Raw genomic sequence first — 20016 nt, forward strand, 5'->3', positions numbered from 1 at the left:
TTTTATCAGAAAGCAAAAGGAGAAAAAAGATGGCGTTACAGTTGATTCTGGGAAATTCGGGAGCAGGAAAATCCCATTATCTGTTTGAAAAGATCATCGCGGAGTCCATGGAATATCCTAACCGACAGTTTCTGGTGATCGTTCCGGAGCAGTTTACCATGCAGACTCAGAAGGATCTGGTAATGATGCATCCGCGGCATGGCATCATGAATATTGATGTCTTAAGTTTTGACCGTCTGGCGCACCGTGTATTTGAAGAGACAGGTGGGGAATATCGGAAAATTCTGGAAGATACCGGAAAAAATCTGATTTTGCGAAGACTTGCAGAGGAGAAGAAGGGGGAGCTTACACTTCTGGGCGGAAACTTACGGAAGCTTGGTTATATTTCCGAGGTAAAATCCCTGCTTTCCGAATTTGTGCAGTACCGGATTACACCGGAGGATCTGACACAGATGATGGAGCGCAATCAGGATAATCCGCAGCTTTATTATAAGCTGAAGGATATGAAAGTCATCTATGAGAGTTTTCAGGAATATTTAAAAGAAGAGTATCTGACATCGGAACAGCTTCTGGATGTGCTGGAACAGACAGTGGAACAGTCTGCCTCTGTCCGGGGCAGTGTGATTGTACTGGATGGATATACTGGTTTTACTCCGGTACAGATGAAACTTCTGGGACGGCTTATGAACCTGGCAGAGGAGGTATACATCACACTGACCATGGACAGCAGGGAGTCTGTCCGGGCACATGAGGCGGAGCATCAGCTTTTCTATCTGACGAAAAAGACGATACGGGATCTTTTCCAGACGGCAGAGGATACGAAGACCAGCATCAGAAAAACGGTAGTGCTGGATGGAGAAACGGCATGGAGATTCCGTGAAGCGCCGGCCCTGTCATTTCTGGAACAGAAGATTTTCCGGCATGAACATTATTTCTGGGGGGATTCTACGGATGCAGTATGCCTCTATGCGGCAGGTACGCCGCGGTCGGAGGCGGACCATATCGGTCGGGAGATCTTAAAGCTGGTCCGGGATGAAGGATTCCGGTACCGGGATATCGCGGTAGTTACCGGTAATCCGGAAGTGTATGCGCCGCTGATGGAGGAGACATTTGCCAGACTTTCCATTCCCGGATTTACGGATCAGAAGCGGGATGTGCTGAAAAACCCCTTTGTAGAATTCTTAAGGGCACTGCTGTCGGCGGTACAGGAAGATTTTTCCTATGAATCCATGTTCCGGTTTCTGCGGAGCGGAATGACGCAGATGACATCGGAAGAGACCGATCAGCTGGAAAATTACGTTCTGGCACGGGGTATCCGGGGAATATCCGGCTGGAAGAAAGAGTGGAAGTACCCGTTAAAAGGCATGCAGGAGGAAGAACTGGATGCTTTAAACGAGCTGCGGCAGAAAGCTATCTGCGGCCTGCAGACACTGAGGGATTGTCTGAAGAAAAAAGACGGGGATGCAGTGTTCATGACCAGAGGGGTCTATGATTATCTGGTGGGGCTTGGAATTCAGGAAAAACTGAAAGGGTATGAACTTCGGTTTGAGAAGGAAGGAAGTTTTAGTCTGGCAAAGGAATACAGCCAGATCTACGGCATGGTCATGGAACTTTTTGACAAGCTGGTGCAGCTTCTTGGTCCATGCCGGATGGATCTTGCAGAATATGCGGAACTTCTGGATGCCGGATTTTCGGAGATGAAGGTCGGACTGATTCCGGCTGGAACTGACCAGGTGGTGGTCGGAGATATGGAGCGAAGCCGCCTGAAAGATGTAAAGGTACTGTTCTTTGCAGGAGTCAACGAGGGCAGTGTACCGAGGGAGAAGAGCCGGGGAGGTCTGCTCTCCGAGATGGACCGTGAGCGTCTGGCGGAACAGGAGGTGGAGCTTGCTCCTACATCCAGACAGGAGACATGTATTCAGAAATTTTATATGTATCTTAATCTTACCAAACCATCACAGCGGCTGATCCTGTCCTGGAGCCTGGCAGATGCGGATGGAAAATCACTCCGGCCTTCCTGGCTGATTGCTTCCATAAAAGAACTGTTCCCGAAAGTAGATATCCGGACAGAAGCGGACAGAACGCTTACCGAACTCCTGGCGCTGCCGGAAGGAAGCCTTACGGAGCTGACAGAGGCGGTGCAGGCGGCGCGGGAACAGAAAGAAACCAGGCTTCAGCAGGCACTGATCCGCTGGTATGCAGAACACAAAGAGTGGCAGCAGAAGCTGGACCGTCTGCTGGATGCGGTTTTTTATGTAAAAAAAGAGCAGCCCATCGGCCATGCGGTGGCAAGAGCGCTGTACGGAACGCTTCTGGAAGGAAGCGTCACCCGGCTGGAACAGTTTGCAGCCTGCGCCTATGCGCATTTTCTACAGTATGGTCTCCGGCTCAAAGAGCGGGAACTGAGCGGCCTGCAGGCAGTAGATATGGGAAATGTATTTCATGATGCACTGAAATATTTTTCTGATACGGTCAGTGGAAGTGAATACGACTGGCTCCATGTACCGGATGAAAAAAGGGACAGCTGGATGGAAGAGTCGCTGGAGCGTGCACTGGAGAAGTATGCAGAGCGGGGACTGGATACGGATGCACAGGATGCCTATGCTGTGGAGCGCATGAAGCGGATCGGAAAGCGGACGGCATGGGCAGTGATGGAACAGCTGAAAAAGGGAATGTTTGTGCCGGAACGGACAGAAGTATCTTTCCGGAATCTGGAGCAGCTGTCCAGTGTGTCGGTGCTGCTCTCGGAAGATGAAAGAATGCGCCTGCAGGGACGCATCGACCGTATTGACGTGTGCAGACAGGACGGTAATGTCTATGTCCGGGTCATTGACTATAAAAGCGGCATGACGAAATTCGATCTGACTAGCGTCTATTATGGATTACAGCTGCAGCTTGCAGTCTACCTGAATGCGGCAATGGAGATGGAACAGAGGGACAGTACAGGAGAAGTACATCCGGCGGGAATGTTCTACTATCATATTCAGGATCCCATGCTGGATTATGAAGAAGAAAGTGATCCGGTTCTTCGGATTCTGAAAGAGCTTGCGCTCAATGGGATTGTCAACGCGGATCCGCAGATTGTGAATCTGATGGATCGGGAAAGCGGAGGAGGCTCATCGGTGCTTCCTGTGAAGTTCAAAAAAGACGGCGGTTATACGGCTTCTTCTTCGGTAGCGGAAGAAACGCAGCTGCAGCGTCTTTCCCGTCATGTCAGCCGAAAACTCTCAGAATACGGGGAGCGGATTCTGGATGGAGAGATCAGTCTGTCTCCTTATGAACTGAAAGATGATGATGCCTGCAGATTCTGCAGTTTTCACAGTATCTGCGGATTTGACAGGCGTCTGGACGGCTGTGAGAAACGGCATCTGGAACCGTTGGAGAGGGCAGAAGTATGGAAGAAACTGGAGGAGGAAGAGTCATGAGTATGACATGGACGAAGGATCAGCAGAAGGTCATTGATACAAGAAATACGAATCTGCTGGTATCTGCAGCAGCCGGTTCTGGCAAGACAGCAGTTCTTGTAGAGCGGATTCTTTCTCTGATTACGGACGCAGAGCATCCTGTGGATGTGGACAGACTTCTGATCACTACATTTACCAAAGCAGCAGCCGGGGAGATGAGGGAGCGCATCAGCAGGGCTCTCGCGGAAAGGCTGAAAGAGGATCCGGGAAATGAATGGCTTCAGCGGCAGGAAGCGCTGGTACACCGCGCGCAGATCACGACGATTCATGGATTCTGTCTCTATGTGATCCGAAATTATTTTCATACAATTGGTCTGAATCCTAATTTCCGGATTGCGGATGAAGGAGAGATGAAGCTTTTGAAGCAGGATACGGCGAAAGAGATCATTGATGAAGCTCACCGCTCGGGTGATCCGGCATTCCGGAAATTCGCGGACAGCTATGGAAGCGGCAGCAGAGGAAACGGTCTGGAAGAGCTGGTGATCAGTCTTTATGAGTACGCCATTGCCAGTCCGCAGCCGGAACAGTGGCTTCGAAACTGTGTATCCGCGTATGAGATGCCGGAGGATGGAACCTGGGAGGATTTTTCCGGAAATGAAGCAGTTCTTGAGGGGCTTCGTACGGCAGCAGGGGATGTGCTCTCTGTGATCCGGGAGGCGAAGAACGTGGCGCAGATGCCGGGTGGACCTGCGGCTTACTGCGAAGCGCTTTTGTCGGATGAGCAGCAGCTGACAGAACTGGCAGAATGTGTTTCAGTGGAACGGTTCAGGGAACGACTGGAAGGAATTTCCTGGGCACGCCTTCCGAGCAAAAGAGCTAAAGTGATGGCAGATGCGGATGAGGAACTGTGTCAGAATGTGATGGATCTCAGAAATCGGATGAAAGAAGCAGTGAAGGGACTGGGAAAACAGTATTTTCAGATATCGGACGAAGAACAGTTTGCACAGCTTCGTGAAACGGCAGGAAATGTACAGGTTTATGTACAGCTGGCCCTTGCCTTTATGGAGCGGCTGGAGGAGAAGAAACGGAAGAAAAACATTCTGGATTTTGCAGACCAGGAGCATCTGGCACTTAAAATACTGACGAGGGAAGAGGATGGAAAGCTGCTGCCGTCCGAGACAGCAGATGTATTTGCAGAATACTTCGAAGAAATCATGGTGGATGAGTATCAGGATTCCAACCTGGTGCAGGAAGCAATACTGGAAAGCATCAGCAGAAGCCGTCTTGGACGGGAAAACAGGTTTATGGTAGGAGATGTCAAACAGAGTATCTACCGGTTCCGCCAGGCAGAGCCTGGACTTTTTCTGGAAAAATATGTGCATTACGGAGAGAAAGACGGAGGAATCCGGGTAGATCTTCATCAGAATTTCCGAAGCCGCAGTACGGTGCTTGACGCAGTCAATGAAGCATTTTACCGCATAATGAGGCCGGAACTGGGTGGGATTGACTATGACGAAGATGCGGCATTAAAAGCGGGGGCGTCTTATCCGGAGGAAGATCATATGACAGCGGAGCTCCTGTTGCTTCAGAAAGAAGAGTGGGAACAGCTTCAGCGGGAATGTCGATGGACGAAAGCAGAAGCAGAGGCCCATATGATTGCCGGAAAGATCAGATACCTTTTCAGGGAGGGCAAGGTCACGGAAGACGGGCAGCTGCGACCGGTTCGTCCGGGTGATATTGCGATTCTTCTGAGAACCATGTCCGGGTGGAGCGAGACATTCGTGCGCGTGCTGCAGGAAGAAGGAATTCCGGCAAGCGCCCAGTCAAGGGAAGGATATTTTCAGACCATGGAAGTGGAGACCCTGTTGGCTTATCTGCGGGTACTTGATAATCCTACACAGGAAATACCGCTGGCAGCATCTCTTCATGGACTGCTGGGAGGATTTTCCTCGGAAGAGCTGGCAAAGATCCGTGCAAGCAGTCCGGAGAGCGGATTTTATGCTGCCTGCAGACAGTACCGGGAACAGGGAGAGGAAGCAGAACTTCGGGATCGTCTTATTTCCTTTTTTGAGCAGGTGGATCGTTACCGTGAGCAGGCTTCCTTTCTCTCTGTTCATGAACTACTCTGGAGAATTCTGATGGAAAGCGGATATCTCATTCAGGTCCGGGCACTGCCGGGAGGAATACAGCGGCAGGCCAATGTGGAGATGCTGCTGGCAAAGGCCCAGGACTATGAGAAGATCAGTTACCATGGACTGTTCCATTTTGTTCGTTATATTGAACGCATGCAGAAGTATCAGATGGATTTTGGAGAAGCGGATATTTCCGGTAAAAGTGGGGAAGCCGTACAGATCATGAGCATCCATCACAGCAAGGGACTGGAATATCCGGTGATATTTGCAGCAGGTATGGGGAAAAGCTTCAACCGTCAGGATGGCCGGGAGAAAATGATTTTCCACAGTCGCTGGGGTGTCGGTCTTGATTATGTGGATACAGAAGCGAGAATGAAATGCCCGACACTGATGAAGCAGTTGATTCGGCGTCAGAATCTTATGGATGGGCTTGGTGAGGAATTGCGTGTCCTCTACGTAGCTATGACCCGTGCAAAAGAAAAGTTGATTCTTACCGGCATGGCATCGGAAAAACTGATCGCTGCCGGACGAAAGGGAGAACGACTTCTGTTTTCAGATCTGATGGGAGCTGAGTGTCCGCTTGCGTGGATACTTCCCGCACTGAATCCGGAGGAGCAGGAGAGCAGTGTGAAGATCAGCATCGTTTCCATGGAACAGGTGATTCGGGAAGCCATTCGGGAGCAGATGGCAGAACAATTGTCGAGGGATGAACTGGAACGGAGACTGTTATATGGTATGCGGGACCAGGAGAGCGAGGATCGGATAGAAAGTCTCCTGAATTGGACCTATGCATGGAAGGACCGAACAGCCGCCAAACAGAAATATACTGTTACGGAGCTGAAAAAACAGCGGCTGCAGGAAGAGATGGAATATGGGGAAGAACTGTATCCGGAAGAGGAGATTGTGCCTCTGGTACCGCAGTTTATTGAAAAGACAGAAGAAAAAACAGGAGCTGCAAGAGGAACGGTTTATCATACGGTCATGGAATGGCTGGATGTTGTTCATATGGCGAAAGTTTTTGAACATGGAGATCAGGAGAACATCATCAGAGAAGAGCTGGACCGGCTCTGTGCAGTTGGAAAGCTTTCAGAAGAGGACCGGAGGGCAGTCCGGGAGCAGGATTTGGTGAGATTCTGTAAAACGGATCTTCTGAAGCAGCTGGCAGCAGCAGAATCACAGGGAAAGCTGTGGCGTGAGCAGCCATTCGTTATTGGTCTTCCGGGAGATGAGGCGGATGGTTCTGACCCGGAGGAAACTGTGCTGATTCAGGGAATTATCGATGCCTTTTTCGAAGAAGAGGATGGAGTTGTCATTCTGGATTATAAGACAGACAGGGTACATGCAGCGAAAGAACTGAAAGAACGGTATCAGGCACAGCTTGACTATTATGCCCGGGCGGTTGCCCAGACAACCGGTAAAACAGTGAAAGAAAAGCTGATCTATTCCTTCTCTTTGGGAAAGACGATCTTCTTGTAATACTTTAAAATAGAGTAGTGAAATACGGAGTATTAAAGTAAACGAAAAGCGCCAGAATAGTAACATATTCTCAACGGAGGGTATGTTATGCAGAACAGGATCAGAGAGCTTCGGGAAGAACGAGGAATGAATCAGGATGCTCTGGCCGGACTTGTCGGAGTGTCCCAGCAGAAGATCAGCAAGGTAGAACGGAATACAGAGTCACTGGGAATTGACCTGCTCATAGAGATATCAGATTATTTCGGGGTTACTACCGATTATCTCCTTTGCCTGTCAGATGAGAAGAGGGGAACTGCACAGGACAGACGGGTCAGACGGAAGATGGATGAACATGCGGCGCTGATTGCTGCCTATGAGGCATTGAATGAAGAAAATCGCAGAATGGCCAGGAAGATGATGACTGTCATGAAGCGGTTACAGGATGAAGAGGCTGTTGCAAAATAGATGAGGAGTCATCTATGGAGCAACAGCTCTTTTTTTACTGTTCATCGTACAAAAAACTTAATTTTGAAACTGCCGTCCTTCGTGATCCATCTCATAATGATCGCGATAGATCAGCTGAGAAACAGGAACGATTTCATAGCCTTTTGCATGAAGACCTTCGATGACACGCGGCAGGGCATCTTTTGTATATTTGGCACCGTTGTGCATGAGGATGATGGAACCGTTCCCAAGATGTTCACTGTCCAGAATACGGGAGACAATGGCATCGGCTCCGTAATTCTTCCAGTCGAGACTGTCACAATTCCACTGAATTGTATAGTAATGAAGCGCTTCTGCAGCTTCAATAAGTGTATCATTGTAATCCCCGTAAGGCGGGCGGAACAGACACATCTCCTGTCCGGTCAGCTCTTTAACCCTGTCATGGACAGACTGAATTTCTTTCTGACATTCTTCAGCACTGAGCTGGGACATTTGTTTATGATTCTCACTGTGATTACCAAGATCATGTCCGGCAGCTGCAATTGCTTTTACATCATCCGGATAGGCGGAGACCCATCCGCCAGTCATGAAAAAAGTTGTCTTTACCTGATACTGCGCTAATATGGAAAGAAGTTCTTCCGTGTCATCATTCCCCCAGGCTGCGTCGAAGCTGATGGATACCTGCGGCTTTTCTGTGCTGACACAGTAGATGGGAAGCTTCCGATTCTCAATAACGGCAGAAGCGGGAACGGATGAGGAATGGGAGATAAAAAAGCCACCCAAAAGGGTAATGATAAGGCATAATGACAGAGGAAGTACGTGCTTCCTGTGAAATAATTTCATATACTTACTCCAGAGAGAGTCTCTTGATAATGAATGTATGCTGTAAAAATGGAAAATATGATGACTGACCAAGTCAGACCGGAGCTCCAGACCAGAGCTCCACGGCAAAAGTCATGCATCCCGTCAGGCTTTTTTATATAGAAAACCCTTGAATTTATAACAATCATTCGCTATAATAGAACCCAATATGAATACATGTATACAAAATATTGCCTTACGCAAGGATAGGATGTGACGAAGATGAGCAATGTGACCATGATGGAGTTATCGAGAGAGCTGGATGAGCAGTTTGATCGTCTGTTGAAAGAATGTATGGTGTCAGGCGAGATTGATCAGGAGTTATATACAGAGTATGACGTAAAGCGAGGACTGCGTGATGCCAATGGTAAAGGTGTGCTGACAGGTCTTACCGAGATTTCCGATGTCCTTTCTTATAAGAGTGTGGATGGCAAGAAGATGCCGGCAAATGGTGAACTTTATTTCCAGGGATATAATGTAAAGGAGCTGATTGCCGGATTTGAAGACCGCAGGTATGGATTCGAGGAAACAACCTATCTTCTGTTGTTCGGAAGTCTGCCAACACCGAAACAGCTTAGAAGCTTTGTCCGTATTATCAAGAGTCTTCAGGAGCTGTCCGGACAGTTCCTTCGGGATGTGGTTATGAAGGCAACCAATAAGAATCAGATGAATGCACTGCAGAGATGTATTCTGACGTTGTACTGCTATGATGCGAACCCGGATGAAGTGACGGTGCCCAATGTATTGCGCCAGTCCCTGCAGCTCATTGCAAAGATGCCGCAGATTGCTGTTCATTCCTATTGTGCTTACCGGCATTTCCATGCGGATGATACACTGGTCATCCGTCTTCCGAATAAAGAGATGTCTATTGCGGAAAATATTCTTCAGATGCTTCGCCCGGATGGAGAGTTCACGGAGCTGGAAGCAAAGGTATTGGATGTGGCGCTGGTGCTGCATGCAGAACACGGTGGTGGTAACAACTCCACATTTACCAACCATGTTGTTACTTCTTCCGGAACAGATACCTATTCCGCAACGGCAGCTTCCATTGCATCCTTAAAAGGTCCCCGTCATGGTGGTGCCAACCTGAAAGTGCAGCAGATGTTTGCGGATATCAAGGAACATTGTCCGGATTATGAGGATGAAAAGACACTGACCCGGTATCTGGAAGATATGCTGGATAAGAAAGTATTTGATAAATCAGGACTCATCTATGGTATGGGACACGCCGTCTATACCTTGTCCGACCCTCGTGAAGTCATCCTGAAAGAGTATGCGAAACGTCTTTCCGAAGAAAAAGGCATGCAGCGGGAGTATGGGCTCTATGAGAGAGTGGAGCGTCTGGCAGGGGAGGCTATTGCGAAAAAGCGTCATCTGTTTAAGCCTATTTGCGCCAACGTGGATTTCTACAGTGGATTTGTATATTCCATGCTTGGAATCCCGGAAGAACTTTATACGCCGATTTTTGCTATTTCCCGTATTTCCGGCTGGAGTGCACACCGACTGGAGGAAGTTGTCAACAACGGTAAGATTATCCGTCCGGCATACAAGTATGTAGGTCATCACCGCAGCTACATTGCACTGGATGACCGCAGGGAATAGTCGTTGCGTTCATAGCGCAGATGTGCTACAATCATAAAAAAGACATCGACAGGACCGGTTTTGTGCCTTATGGGACAAAGCCGGTCTTATGGTGGTTTTCAGGGAGAAGCGAATTTGGATAAAATAGCAGTTTTAATTCCGTGCTACAATGAAGAAAAAACCGTGGAAAAGGTAGTACGTGATTTTCGTCAGGTGCTGCCGGAAGCAGTGATCTATGTATATGATAATAATTCCTCTGATCGGACTGTGGAACTGGCTGAGAAGGCAGGTGCAGTGGTTCGTCATGAGTATCTGCAGGGAAAAGGAAATGTTATCCGCAGGATGTTCCGTGAGATCGATGCGGAAGTTTATATTATGACAGATGGTGATGACACTTACCCGGCGGAGTTTGCCAGAGAGATGGTGGACAAGGTACTTCATCATCAGTCTGACATGGTAGTGGGAGATCGCCTTTCTTCTACGTATTTTACGGAGAACAAGCGTCCGTTCCATAATTTTGGAAATTCACTGGTGCGCGGCACGATCAACAAGCTGTTCCACACGGAGATCAAGGATATCATGACCGGATACCGGGCATTCAGCTATCAGTTTGTGAAGACATTCCCGGTACTTTCCAAGGGATTTGAGATTGAGACAGAGATGACCATCCACGCAGCAGATAAAAATATGCAGGTGGATAATGTGGTTATCGAATACCGTGACCGTCCGGAGGGTAGTGAGTCAAAGTTGAATACCTACTCTGATGGAGCCAAGGTACTGATGAGCATTGCAAAGCTTTACCGGAATTATAAGCCCATGCATTTTTTTGGAATTATGGCACTGCTGCTCACGATTATCAGTGCCGGATTTTTCTGTCCGGTGCTGGCAGAGTATGTGGCGACCGGACTGGTGCCAAAGTTCCCCACATTGATTGTCTGCGGCTTTACGCTGATGGCAGCTATTCAGTCTGTATTTGCTGGACTCATTCTGGCAGCAGGGGCGCAGAGGAGCCGGCAGGAGTTTGAGATGCATCTGATGCAGGTGGATATACGCTATAAGGAGCTTAAGAAAGATGAGTGACAGACTGATCAGGCATCTGAAAAATATCAGACTATGGATTTTTACAGTAACAGGCGGCATATTATTTGCCGCCTTTGATCGTTGTGGATATATGCTGAAACAGTATGGTTCCATCTGGGCTGTATCGGAAAATCCGCTGCATCGGACCATTTTTCACAGGATTCTGTGTGTACTTCCTTTTTATCTGGCAGGTATGCTGCTGGCAGTTCTGTTTATGGATTTTCTGCGGGGAAGATTTGGCAGGAGAGGCAGTATCCGGAATATCCGCTGGGAACTGTTCTGCAGGTGGAGATACTGGGGAGCGGTTATGTGGGGTGTTTATTTTGTCAGTTTCCTGCCTGCATTTCTGGGAGGATTTCCCGGGATTTTTGCGGCGGATGCACCCAACCAGGTAGGATGGACGTTTTCCGGATGGCTGACAGCCCATCATCCGCTGGTTCATACCGGTCTTCTGTGCGGAATTTTTACGGTGGTCAGAAATCTGGGCGGCAGTGATAATCTGGCAGCGGCAGTGTATTCGCTTCTTCAGATGGCAGTGATGGCGGGGATTTTTACGGCAATTTCCCGTTTTTTACGAAAAGAACATGCACCGGTGTGGCTGCAGATCGGAACCGTCGTGTATTTATGCCTGTTCCCATTTCATGGAATGATGGCGGTTTATACAACAAAGGATACCGTGTTTGCAGGAATCTTTGTCCTGTGTGTGATCCGGATTTACCGTATGTGTACCCGTCCGGAGAACTGGCTGAATGGGCTCGTGAGAATTGTGGGAGCGGTGCTTTTGTTTGTCCTTTTATTTCTGTTCCGGAATAACGGAATGCATACGTTATTGTTGTGCGCGCCGTTTCTGCTGTTTTTTCTGAAAAAATACCGGAAAACACTGACAGCTATTTTTCTGTGTGTACTTCTGGCATACATTTTTTACAACGGACCATTATTGAAAATACTGCATGCGGAACCCGGCAACAGCCGTGAAGCTTACAGTATTGTTATGCAGACACTGGGACGCACTTATGTAAGCGGCGGGAAAATCACGGAGGAAGAGTGGCAGGTAATCCGTCCGGTGATGGATGAAGAAACGCTGGCCCAGTATACTCCGAACCTGTCCGACCCCATTAAAAATCAATTCCATACGGATGCCTTTAACGAGGAAAAAGGAGCATTTTTAAAGGCGTGGCTTCAGATTGGATGGAGAAATAAAAAGACATATATCGATGCATTTTTAAATACGACAGCGGCATTCTGGTATCCGGATACGGAGGAAGAATATCTGGATTTTGTCTGCTTCAATATTCAAAAAGATGATCCGAACTATCCTCACGTGGAGATGAGACCGATAAGTCAGGCTTTTTATCGATATTATACGGCAATTGGGAGTGAGGCTGCATTCAGAAAGATTCCTGTGATCCGGCAACTCCTTTCTATGGGACTGTATTTCTGGCTCATGGTAGCTGCGGCACTTTATGTGATTTATCGGAAGGAATATATGCGGCTTTTATGGATGCTGCCATTCTGGACGTATATGGGAACCAGTCTGCTGGGACCGGCAGCTCTGATCCGGTACAGTTATCCGGTGATGCTTGGCGCACCGATCTTCCTGTATTTTTGTGTAAAAAGAAAAAGAACCGGGGCATAGAATAGAACAGCCCCGGTTTTTATCGTATGGGAAACTATCGCCCACAGTCATCGAATGGCGGGCGGGGAGGTCTCGGAGGAGGTGGTGTCTGGCAGAGGGGTTCAGAAGGCATGCATCCGCCTGACTGACATCCACCCTCCGGTCTTCCGGGGCAGATCGGTTTTGGTTTGTCACATCCGCAGGACGGATTTCCACAGGAATTGCATCTGCAGGAATTACATCTGCAGGAATTCCCGCCGCCGCACCAGCACAGAAGCAGTAAAATCCATATCCAATTGTTCATGTTTTCAACTCCTTTCTGCTATAGACTATGCAGAAAGCCATTTCTTGACAAAAAAGGAATCAACTGCTATATTGCAAGTAAGAAACAAGGGCGTTTTCATCAGGTGGATTACGCCCTTTTATCATACTCAAAAATCGGAAAAGGAGCATGGAAATGAGATATACGAAGAAAGATATTCTGGAGATGGTAGAAGAAGAGGATGTGGAATTTGTCCGTTTACAGTTCACAGATCTGTTCGGCAATATGAAAAATGTGGCAATCACAGCCAGTCATCTGAAAAAAGCACTGGATAATAAAGTGATGTTTGATGGTTCTTCCGCAGAAGGATTTGTTCGCGTGGAAGAGAGTGATATGTATCTGTATCCGGATTACGGTACATTCGCAACATTTCCATGGAGACCCCAGCAGGGGAAAGTAGCCCGTCTGATCTGTGATGTGTATCGTCCTGACGGCACCTGCTATGAGGGGGATCCCCGGTATATTCTGAAAAAAGTGGTCAGCGAAGCAGCTGCCCTTGGCTATACCTTTAATGTGGGACCAGAGTGCGAGTTCTTCCTGTACCATGTGGATGATGATGGAATGCCGACTACCATCACCCATGAGCAGGCAGGATATTTTGATATGGGACCTCTGGATTTCGGAGAAAATGCCAGAAGAGATATGGTACTGACGCTGGAGGATATGGGATTTGAAGTGGAATCTTCCCACCATGAAAATGCGCCGGCACAGCATGAGATTGACTTCAAATATGACGAGGCGCTGCAGACAGCAGATAACATTAGCACATTTAAACTTGTGGTCAAAACTATCGCGAAGCGCCATGGTCTTCATGCAACCTTTATGCCAAAGCCGAAAAATGGTGTGGATGGTTCCGGCATGCATATTAACATGTCTCTGTCCCGTGACGGCAGAAACATTTTCCAGGACAGCCATGATCCTAACGGACTGAGCCAGGAGGCATACTATTTCCTGGGAGGAATTCTGAAACATATTAAAGGAATGACGCTGATTTTGAATCCGCTGGTGAATTCCTATAAGCGTCTGATGCCTGGATACGAGGCACCGACCCATATTGCATGGTCAGGCAGAAACCGGACACCCCTGATCCGTATTCCGGCAACCCGCGGAGAGGAGACCCGAATCGAACTCCGTTCTCCGGATCCGGCATGCAACCCGTATCTGGCACTGGCAATCTGTCTTGCTGCAGGTCTTGACGGCATAAAGAATAAGATTGTTCCGCCGGATGCCATGGAAGGAAATATGCATCTGCTGACTCCAAAAGAACTGGAAGAACGCGGAATAGAAAGTCTTCCGAAGAACCTGCAGGAGGCAGTGGAGGAGTTTGAAAAGGATCCGCTGATGAAAGAAGTGCTGGGAGAGGAAGTCTGCGGCAAATATAGTATGGCGAAAAAAAAAGAATGGGAAGACTATAATGCCACCGTATCTCAGTGGGAGATTGACAGTTATCTTCTGAGAATTTAGCCCCTTTTGTTATTTGATACGATAACAGAAGGGATGTGGTAGAATGAACGGCATTATTGTTGTATTCCCGAAAATAGAGGATGGGAAAAGTGTCCGAAATCTGCTGGTAAGATATGGATATGAGGTAACGGCTGTCTGCACCCAGGGGGCGCAGGTGCTGAACTATATTGACACCATGAATGATGGAATCATCATCAGTGGGTACAGATTCCCGGATATGTATTATTTTGATCTGAAACATTCTCTGACACCGGGATTTGACATGCTGCTGATGGCCTCTCAGAGAGTGTGCGGGGAATGCATGGATCATGAAATTGTCTGCGTTACCATGCCCCTGAAGGTGCAGGATCTGATCAGCACGGTGGAAATGATGTGCATGAATCAGGCGCGCAGAAGGAAAAAGCTCCGTTCCAGGCCAAAACAGCGTACAGAAGAAGAAAAGAAAATTTTATGGGAAGCCAAGGCAGTGCTGATGGAACGAAATCATATGACTGAGGAAGAAGCACACCGTTACATACAAAAATGCAGCATGGACAGCGGCACTTCTCTTACAGAGACGGCACAGATGGTGCTGAGCATGATTAAGCTGTGAATAGTCTTGTACAGGATGGATATTTTTGCTATAGTTAAACAAGATATGTGTTAACAGGAAGGGGATTTCTATGAAATTTACAAAGATGCACGGAATTGGCAATGACTATGTGTATGTGGACTGCACGAAGAAAGATCTTGCCCATACATCTGAGATTGCAAAATATGTGAGCGACCGTCATTTTGGAATTGGTTCAGACGGAATGATTTTGATTAAATCATCAGAAAAAGCAGATTTTCAGATGGATATGTACAATGCGGATGGCTCCCGTGGCGAGATGTGCGGAAACGGAATCCGCTGTGTGGCAAAGTATGTCTATGATCATCATCTGACGGATAAAACAGAGATCTCCATCGATACACTGGCAGGTATCAAATATCTGAAACTGACTGTGGAAAATGGAAAAGTAGTGAAAGTCCGGGTTAATATGGGACAGCCGATTCTTGCTCCGGACAGGATTCCGGTAATCGCTGAGAAGGAACCGGTAGTGGCAGAACCCATTAAAGTGTGCGGGAAAGAATGGAAGATGACCTGTGTTTCCATGGGAAATCCCCATGCAGTGATCTTCATTGATACACCGGTAAAAGAATTCCCGCTGGAGGAAATAGGACCGCATTTTGAAAATCATGCACGTTTCCCGAAGCGAACTAATACCGAGTTTGTAAGAGTGTTGGACCGCCAGACACTGGAAATGCGCGTGTGGGAGCGAGGCTCCGGAGAAACGCTGGCCTGCGGAACTGGCACCTGTGCGACTGTAGTGGCAGGAGTACTGAATGGACTGTGCGACCGGAAAGCAGTGGTTCATCTGCTGGGAGGAGATCTGGAGATCGAGTGGAACGAGGATGATAACTGTGTTTATATGACTGGTTCCGCAACTGAGGTATTTGAGGGCGAGATTACACTTCCGGAGGAAATGACAGAGTGAAGATCTGGAACAATTGCAGGAAAGCAGGATATGTGATTCTGTTTGCTGCGGTGATTTCCATGAGCGCCTATATTTTCTACGGTGCTGTGGACACGCTGAAATATGCGGATGCACTTGAAAATGTGATAAACGGAAGGACGGTTCCTGTGGTGATATCAGGAACCGTCCTTTTGCTGGCTATATTTGCTGTTGCGATACTGACCAAGGTGCTTCCGGCGATGGAAAAACGCTTTTCAAAGACAGTGGTGGTGCTCGGAAGCCTCATGGTTCTGGTGCAGATTCTGACAGTACTGGTGCTGCGGACATCGCTTCGGCAGGATCATTTGAAAATATTTGACACAGCGGTGGCTCTGCTGGAATATCCGACGATTGCGGAAACGCATTTCAGCCAGTACTTCATGAAGTACCCCAATAACATTCCTATGTGCATTTTTACGTATGGATGGTTAAAGCTGGCTTCACTTTTTGGAATTCCGGAAAGCAGCTGGATGGATTTTATGAAAATCATCAACGTTGTGTTTATGAATCTGGGAATGTGGGCAGTTTTTGATCTGATTCGAAGACATCGTTCCAAAAAGACCGCTCTTTGTTTTCTTTTGTTTTTGATTGTCAATCCTCTGTGGTATCTTCTGGCAGAGATGTATTACACATCAACTATTTCCCTGGCATTTTCCATGGGAGGTATCTGGTTTTTTGACCGGGCAGGAGAAGAAAAGAATATGGTCAGAAAACTGCTCCAGTATGTCGGTATGGGTCTTCTTCTGGCGGTTGGGTATAAGATCCGGGCGACGGTGATTCTGACGATATTATCTTTACTTGTTTATACGGTATTCACATTGGATGAAGAAAAAATAACAGAATGGAAAAAACGGATTGTTTCCTGGGGGCTTTCCCTGGCAGCAGTTTTGTTTGGCCTTCTGCTGGTGTTTGCCGTCTACGGAAGGGCAGAACAGCAATATGCGGGCTTTGACCCGGCAAAGACAGGTTATCCCACGGTACACTGGATTATGATGAGTGCCCAGGGGGATGGCCAGTACAACAGTGCGGATGATGCTTTTACAGGCTCTTTTGACACGAAAGCGGAGCGGACGGCAGCAGATCTTGCGGAGCTTCGCCACCGGGTAGGAGAGATGGGACCGGGCGGACTTCTGACTCTGTTCCGGAATAAACTAAGGGTGGCATTTTCGGATGGAACGGATGACTACTATGCCCTGTTCCGTACCATGCAGTCACCATCCCGGCTGCAAAAGTATATCAATGGCGGCAGATCAGACCTGCTGGCATTCTATCTCCACAGCTATCATGGTCTTCTTATGGGGATGGTGCTGCTGGCGCTTATTTACCGGGCCTGGAAAGGGAAACCGGAGCTCTGGGATGTGCTGATCATCAATTTGTGCGGTGCGTACCTGTTCTATCTCATCTGGGAAGTGGATCAGGCTTACAGCATTCCGTTTCTGCTCATCCTGACGGCACTGGGCGCGGAAGGAATTTCCTTAAGTGTGGAGGATGCCAGCCGGCCGGAACGGGAACTGCCGGAATTTTTTGGGTGGATTCCGGCTGTCTCTGGCGGTATCCTGCTGGTGGAAGTATTAGCTGTTGTTCTGGTGATGAAGGTGACCGGTCTGCCGGTCCGGGATTATGCAGTGCTGCAGGATCAGGAGACCAGTGACCAGCTGACGCTGCAGACGGATTTTGCTCAGACCTTCCGAACCGGAAAAGCATTTGACCATCTGGATCTCTGGGTGGCCAACTGGGACGGCGGAGCCAATGATTCGGTCTATGATGTGACGATTCTTGACGAGTCCGGCATAGCCGTAGCCACAGGACAGGTGATCGGCGCGGAAGCGCCCTGTATGTCTCCTTATACCATCGCATTTGACCGGGTACAGCCGGATCATGCAGAGACCTATACCATTCGGGTGGCTATTCAAAATCCGGACTGTGTCATTAAGACAGATTTTCTTTATTACCAGAGCACCTGTGATCTGTATGCGGACGGCGCACTCTATACTTCACAGGAAGAACAGAAGGTAGATCTGGCCTTTGCGGTATATTCTGAAAATTTTTCTGACAAATAATAAAAAACTATAAATTTTTCCTTGCAAAGAAAAAATACTTGTGCTAGGATTATGCTCAAATAAAAAAAGGCGAAGAACAGGACTCTTGCCTTGCAGAGACCGACAGGAATATGGCGTCACCGACTGAGAGCGCCGTTTGGAGGAGCAGGTAAAGGGAACACTTGGGAGCTGTCCGGTCGAAAGAAGAGTAGGCCGGTTCCGTGAGCATACGTTACATGCAAAAGAGAGGAGCGCAGTTTTTTTATTGAAAGACATGCACTCAATGCGGGTGGTACCGCGGGAGATAGAATTGATTCGTCCCGTCCCGGAATATTCACAGTATTCCGAGACGGGATTTTTTTGTGCGAGCAACGAGCCGGGCAAACATCCCCCGTCCCGGAAGCCAGATTCAGGAGGAATGAGAATATGGAATTTATGACAGGCGTAAAGAAAACCGACTTACTGGAACTCCCGGAGCTTCAGGACAAATCATTAGCAGGTCAGACTGTTAAAGTCAACGGTGCCGTGCATACCATCCGTGACATGGGTGATGTGGCATTTGTGGTACTCCGTAAAAGAGACGGACTTCTGCAGTGCGTCTACGAAGAAGGCAAAGCGGGATTTGATCTGAAAGACTTAAAAGAAGCAGCCACCGTAGAGATGGAAGGCATTCTGAACGAGGAAGAGCGTGCACCGGGCGGAATCGAACTTCGTATCAGAGGATTGAAGATCCTTTCCAGTCCCTGCGCACCCATGCCCCTTCCCATTGCAAAATGGAAACTGAACACTTCTCTGGATGCCAAGCTTAACATGCGTTCTGTATCACTGAGAAATATAAGAGAGCGTGCCAAATTCAAGATTCAGGAAGGTATTGTGAAAGGGTTCCGTGATTTCCTGTATGAGCAGGGATTTACCGAGATCCACACCCCGAAGATCGGAGCTAAGAGTGCAGAGGGGGGAGCAAACCTTTTTAAACTGGATTATTTCCATCGCCCGGCTGTGCTGCAGCAGTCCCCGCAGCTTTACAAGCAGATGATGGTAGGTGTGTTTGACCGGGTATTTGAGACTGCTCCGGTATTCCGTGCAGAAAAACACAACACCAAGCGTCATCTGAATGAGTATACATCCCTTGACTTTGAGATGGGTTACATCAGTGGCTTTGAAGACATTATGGCTATGGAGACCGGATTCCTCCAGTACACCATGAAGCTTCTGGAAAGAGAGTATGCAAAGGAGCTGAAGATCCTTAATATCACCCTCCCGAAGACCGATAAGATTCCGGCTGTTCGTTTTGATAAGGCCAAAGAGCTGGTTGCCGAAAAATACAACAGAAGGATCCGTAACCCATTTGATCTGGAGCCGGAGGAAGAGACACTGATCGGTCAGTATTTCAAGGAAGAGTATGATGCAGATTTCGTATTTGTCACCCATTATCCTTCCAAGAAACGTCCGTTCTATGCAATGGATGATCCGGAAGATTCCCGCTTTACTTTAAGCTTCGATCTTCTGTATCATGGTCTGGAGATCACCACCGGCGGGCAGCGTATCCACGACTACAACATGCTGGTGGAGAAGATTGCGGCCAAAGGAATGGATCAGGAAGGACTGGAACAGTATCTGGATACGTTCCGTTATGGCATGCCGCCTCACGGTGGACTGGGTATCGGCATGGAACGTCTGACCATGAAACTGGTGGGTGAGGACAACGTCCGTGAGACCACCTTGTATCCGAGAGATTTATCAAGACTGGAACCGTAGTGAAGAGAAGGAGAACTTACCATGGCAAACATTATTTCTGATGAAACCATCGAATATGTCGGCATTCTCGCAAAACTGGAGCTGTCTCCGGAAGAGAAAGAGCAGGCAAAGAAAGATATGGGAAATATGCTGGATTACATTGACATGTTAAATGGTCTTGATACAGAAGGTGTAGAGCCCATGTCCCACGTATTTCCGGTACACAACGTATTCCGTGAGGATGTGGTCACCAACGGAGACGGACACGATGCAACACTGGCTAATGCACCGGCACAAAAAGACGATGCATTCAAAGTACCGAAGACGGTAGAATAGGAGGGCACGAA

General features: G+C 48.1%; 14 protein-coding genes. 12 read left to right on the forward strand and 2 right to left on the reverse strand.

Annotated features, from left to right (window positions below; translation table 11 throughout):
- The first annotated feature begins 29 nt into the window (after nt 1-29).
- The 3 genes from addB to LKD36_RS08995 all read left to right on the forward strand — a co-directional run bounded on the left by addB (nt 30) and on the right by LKD36_RS08995 (nt 7456).
- The gene (addB, locus tag LKD36_RS08985) at nt 30-3425 is read left to right on the forward strand and encodes a helicase-exonuclease AddAB subunit AddB (RefSeq protein WP_308459415.1); all 3396 of its coding nucleotides are present in this window, start codon (nt 30-32) and stop codon (nt 3423-3425) included.
- A complete protein-coding gene (addA, locus tag LKD36_RS08990) occupies nt 3422-7012 on the forward strand; it encodes a helicase-exonuclease AddAB subunit AddA (RefSeq protein WP_308459416.1) in 3591 nt (1196 codons plus the stop codon). The genes addB and addA overlap by 4 nt, the downstream gene beginning before the upstream one ends.
- An 87-nt stretch (nt 7013-7099) precedes the next feature.
- Entirely contained in the window at nt 7100-7456 is a 357-nt protein-coding gene (locus tag LKD36_RS08995; RefSeq protein ID WP_118770954.1) for a helix-turn-helix domain-containing protein, read from the forward strand.
- A 57-nt stretch (nt 7457-7513) separates the two neighbouring features.
- Here LKD36_RS08995 and LKD36_RS09000 read toward each other — a convergent pair whose 3' ends face one another.
- The gene (locus LKD36_RS09000) at nt 7514-8278 is read right to left on the reverse strand and encodes a polysaccharide deacetylase family protein (RefSeq protein ID WP_308459417.1); all 765 of its coding nucleotides are present in this window, start codon (nt 8276-8278) and stop codon (nt 7514-7516) included.
- Between the two features lie 240 nt (nt 8279-8518).
- Here LKD36_RS09000 and LKD36_RS09005 point away from each other — a divergent pair, with 240 nt between their 5' ends.
- From LKD36_RS09005 to LKD36_RS09015, 3 genes are all read left to right on the forward strand, one after another.
- Nucleotides 8519-9898: a citrate/2-methylcitrate synthase gene (locus tag LKD36_RS09005; RefSeq protein WP_308459418.1), complete on the forward strand. Its 1380-nt coding sequence runs from the start codon at nt 8519-8521 to the stop codon at nt 9896-9898.
- Nucleotides 9899-10012: 114 nt separating this feature from the next.
- Nucleotides 10013-10957 (forward strand): glycosyltransferase family 2 protein, encoded by a 945-nt coding sequence (locus LKD36_RS09010; RefSeq protein WP_308459419.1) that lies wholly within the window; start codon nt 10013-10015, stop codon nt 10955-10957.
- A complete protein-coding gene (locus LKD36_RS09015; RefSeq protein ID WP_308459420.1) occupies nt 10950-12593 on the forward strand; it encodes a DUF6020 family protein in 1644 nt (547 codons plus the stop codon). The genes LKD36_RS09010 and LKD36_RS09015 overlap by 8 nt, the downstream gene beginning before the upstream one ends.
- Before the next feature lie 34 nt (nt 12594-12627).
- Here LKD36_RS09015 and LKD36_RS09020 read toward each other — a convergent pair whose 3' ends face one another.
- Entirely contained in the window at nt 12628-12876 is a 249-nt protein-coding gene (locus tag LKD36_RS09020; RefSeq protein WP_308459421.1) for a hypothetical protein, read from the reverse strand.
- Nucleotides 12877-13029: 153 nt separating this feature from the next.
- On the opposite strand from LKD36_RS09020, the gene glnA reads away from it, so the two are divergent.
- The 6 genes from glnA (at nt 13030) to gatC (ending at nt 20005) form a co-directional block, all read left to right on the forward strand.
- Nucleotides 13030-14358 (forward strand): type I glutamate--ammonia ligase, encoded by a 1329-nt coding sequence (gene glnA / locus LKD36_RS09025; RefSeq protein ID WP_331465200.1) that lies wholly within the window; start codon nt 13030-13032, stop codon nt 14356-14358.
- A gap of 43 nt (nt 14359-14401) precedes the next feature.
- Entirely contained in the window at nt 14402-14950 is a 549-nt protein-coding gene (locus LKD36_RS09030) for an ANTAR domain-containing response regulator (protein ID WP_308459423.1), read from the forward strand.
- Nucleotides 14951-15020: 70 nt separating this feature from the next.
- On the forward strand, nt 15021-15875 hold the full coding sequence (gene dapF, locus LKD36_RS09035; protein ID WP_308459424.1) for a diaminopimelate epimerase: 855 nt from the start codon (nt 15021-15023) through the stop codon (nt 15873-15875).
- Nucleotides 15872-17953 (forward strand): glycosyltransferase family 39 protein, encoded by a 2082-nt coding sequence (locus tag LKD36_RS09040; RefSeq protein WP_308459425.1) that lies wholly within the window; start codon nt 15872-15874, stop codon nt 17951-17953. The genes dapF and LKD36_RS09040 overlap by 4 nt, the downstream gene beginning before the upstream one ends.
- A gap of 405 nt (nt 17954-18358) precedes the next feature.
- Nucleotides 18359-19690, forward strand: coding sequence for an aspartate--tRNA(Asn) ligase (aspS, locus tag LKD36_RS09045; RefSeq protein ID WP_308459426.1), 1332 nt, complete (start codon nt 18359-18361; stop codon nt 19688-19690).
- A 21-nt stretch (nt 19691-19711) separates the two neighbouring features.
- The gene (gene gatC, locus LKD36_RS09050) at nt 19712-20005 is read left to right on the forward strand and encodes an Asp-tRNA(Asn)/Glu-tRNA(Gln) amidotransferase subunit GatC (RefSeq protein WP_308459427.1); all 294 of its coding nucleotides are present in this window, start codon (nt 19712-19714) and stop codon (nt 20003-20005) included.
- Nucleotides 20006-20016 lie beyond the last annotated feature (11 nt).

This window comes from Hominiventricola filiformis (genome assembly GCF_020686965.1).
Taxonomy (GTDB): domain Bacteria; phylum Bacillota; class Clostridia; order Lachnospirales; family Lachnospiraceae; genus Hominiventricola; species Hominiventricola filiformis.

Coding starts and splice junctions, on each gene's coding strand:
- LKD36_RS09020 (WP_308459421.1), bottom strand. CDS start 12,876: ATGAACAATTGGATATGGATTTTACTGCTTCTGTGCTGGTGCGGCGGC.
- addA (WP_308459416.1), top strand. CDS start 3,422: ATGAGTATGACATGGACGAAGGATCAGCAGAAGGTCATTGATACAAGA.
- glnA (WP_331465200.1), top strand. CDS start 13,030: ATGAGATATACGAAGAAAGATATTCTGGAGATGGTAGAAGAAGAGGAT.
- LKD36_RS08995 (WP_118770954.1), top strand. CDS start 7,100: ATGCAGAACAGGATCAGAGAGCTTCGGGAAGAACGAGGAATGAATCAG.
- gatC (WP_308459427.1), top strand. CDS start 19,712: ATGGCAAACATTATTTCTGATGAAACCATCGAATATGTCGGCATTCTC.
- LKD36_RS09000 (WP_308459417.1), bottom strand. CDS start 8,278: ATGAAATTATTTCACAGGAAGCACGTACTTCCTCTGTCATTATGCCTT.
- addB (WP_308459415.1), top strand. CDS start 30: ATGGCGTTACAGTTGATTCTGGGAAATTCGGGAGCAGGAAAATCCCAT.
- aspS (WP_308459426.1), top strand. CDS start 18,359: ATGGAATTTATGACAGGCGTAAAGAAAACCGACTTACTGGAACTCCCG.
- dapF (WP_308459424.1), top strand. CDS start 15,021: ATGAAATTTACAAAGATGCACGGAATTGGCAATGACTATGTGTATGTG.
- LKD36_RS09005 (WP_308459418.1), top strand. CDS start 8,519: ATGAGCAATGTGACCATGATGGAGTTATCGAGAGAGCTGGATGAGCAG.
- LKD36_RS09030 (WP_308459423.1), top strand. CDS start 14,402: ATGAACGGCATTATTGTTGTATTCCCGAAAATAGAGGATGGGAAAAGT.
- LKD36_RS09015 (WP_308459420.1), top strand. CDS start 10,950: ATGAGTGACAGACTGATCAGGCATCTGAAAAATATCAGACTATGGATT.